This window comes from Campylobacter concisus (assembly GCF_902460895.1).
Taxonomy (GTDB): domain Bacteria; phylum Campylobacterota; class Campylobacteria; order Campylobacterales; family Campylobacteraceae; genus Campylobacter_A; species Campylobacter_A concisus_BC.
The window spans coordinates 1-2,233 of sequence record NZ_CABPVL010000006.1 but is presented as its reverse complement, the minus strand read 5'-3'; the positions used below and the strand labels follow the sequence as shown (position 1 = coordinate 2,233).

The 2,233-nt window shown below is 34.4% G+C and carries 1 protein-coding gene and 1 pseudogene; both read right to left on the bottom strand.

Going from position 1 to position 2,233, the window contains the following annotated elements; translation table 11 throughout:
* Positions 1-238: 238 nt before the first annotated feature.
* Positions 239-1,603, bottom strand: coding sequence for a thioredoxin reductase (locus tag F3G98_RS09500; RefSeq protein WP_149726096.1), 1,365 nt, complete (start codon positions 1,601-1,603; stop codon positions 239-241).
* A 3-nt stretch (positions 1,604-1,606) separates the two neighbouring features.
* Positions 1,607-2,233: pseudogene (locus tag F3G98_RS10545) on the bottom strand (hypothetical protein); the annotation flags it as partial.

Sequence of the window (2,233 nt, the reverse complement as noted above, 5' to 3'; positions counted from 1 at the left end):
TTTACTCGTTTAGGCACTATTTTATAGATACGCTTGTCCAACAAGAAGTAGAGCCAAATATCATAGCTCAAATAGTAGGGCATGAGAAGCAGTATAAAATTTTACTTGGAACATATGCTACAAATATAAATGCTAGTGTATTAAAGGCAAAAGTTGAAATGGTGTGCTATTAGACATATGGTTTATATGAATGTATGCTTCCTTCTATAAACCATAATCTACTGCTTGATGTTAAATTCTAATCCTTTATATTATGCTCTTTAGCGTAGCTTAATATCTTTTGCCTAAGATATTCTGGGAAGCTATCTCTATACATAACTGGTGTTAGAGGGTTTAGCTTTTTATCTAATTTACCAGCCTCATATAGTCTTGTTAGCTCTTCTGGTGTGTTGTAGTATGGTGCATTTGGATATCCCTCTGGTGGGGTTAGGGACATTATTTTAGCTTCTAGGAGGGTGGAGTCGATAAAAAGAGAAAGTGTTCTATCATCCCAATCCTTAGGAAATCCTGGAAGCTCTAGCCTGTCTTGAAATTTAGGGAGTTCGCTTTTAACATAAGAGATAAATTCTTCTCTTGTAGTCTCGTTTGCATCTAGGTCTCTAGGGTCTAGTAGCTTACCTTTGTCTTCTACGAGTTCTCTTAGGTCTTTATATAAAGAGTTATCTGGCATTGCTGCCACTCCATTTCTATTAAAATCCATCACGAAATAGCTCCCCACTATCTCATCTAAATAAGGCATCATCCCATATTCATCTAATGGAGGATTTTTAGCTAGTCTTCTAAATTCTTCAGCCATTTGTAAATTTTTGTTTAGACCTACTAAATAGGTAGAGTATTGAAACATGTCAGCTAATGCCTCTAAGGCTCCGTCTTGACCAAGCTGTGCTGATAGAAACATTGATTGATATGCTCTTGCTTTAAATCCTGCATAGCCTAATCCAACTCCTCCTGAAAATCCAACAGTGCTTCCTAATACTCCAGCACATATATTCCACTCTGCTGCAAATAATTCTGATTTTAGAGTTTTTCTATTAGAGCTTACTTCATCATAAATTTCAGCATACTCTGGCTTGGTTAGTTTGCCACCACTATCTACTCTACCTATGGCATCTTCTGGTATATCTATCATAGTGCAGTTTAGGTTACTTCTTTTTACTAGATAGATATATCTATCTCTTTTATCTTTTAGGCTTTCATAGTAAGCTTTTTCTGATTTAGTCCAAGGTGATAGTTTAGTTGAGCTTGGTTTATAGCTAATGTCTAGCCATGGTTTAAAAGATAGATAGTCTGTTTGACCTAGAGAGTTTGGTTTAGGGTTATAGTATAGTGGTTTATAGTTTTTATATGGAGATGAGTCTAGGATGGAGCGAGAGTCGAGAACTAGTTTTGAAGAAAGATCATTATTCGTATTATCTGACTTTTTTCCGTCATAAACAATTAAATTTGTCTTTTTATCAAATTTTACCTCTCTGCCATTGTGGGCTATAACCGTATATGTGTTATCCATTAAATTTTCTTTACTCATTAAATTTCCTTTGTTTATTATTAATAGTGATCCAGCTACTAAAAGAGCTATGATGATAAATGCAATCTTCTTCTTCATATCTTATCCTATGTATAGACCATCTTCCATTACTATAGTAGTAGCTAGACGACCGACTAGGCGTGGTGGAATTTCATCTTTGCTTCTTTCTTTTTCCTTAGGCGCTTTACACCCCACATACACTCCCTTTATGTTATTGTTACCTATAGTATCTAGTGCCTCTACTAGATCTCTTGAGAGGTTAGAGTGAGAGTTATCGCTATCTTCTGTGTTAAATATGCCTTTTTTAAATTTGTTTATTATATCTGTGGCTTTTTGGTAGGCGTCTATTGGTGTCATATAGTTATATTTATTTCTGTTATTTTCCTTATAAACATTATAAATTTCTTTCTCCTCTTTAACATCCAAATTTAACTCCCTTATCTCCACATCAGATTCAGTGTATCTACTTCTAGCATATTTAAAATACCTTGCATCTATCTCATTACCAGCTCCTCTTAGCTCATCTAAGCATAGATAGGTACTAAGGTTATTTAGTGCTAGTTTAGAGGCTAGGTTAAAAGATAGTTTGTTTTTCTTGTGGTCTATGTCGTAGTATATAAATGAGTTATAGTCTAGTCCTCCACTACTTATATTAGCTCCTAGAAATAGTCTATTTAAATTTAGGCTTATATAGTTTTGATAGATCAT

Coding starts and splice junctions, on each gene's coding strand:
- F3G98_RS09500 (WP_149726096.1), bottom strand. CDS start 1,603: ATGAAGAAGAAGATTGCATTTATCATCATAGCTCTTTTAGTAGCTGGA.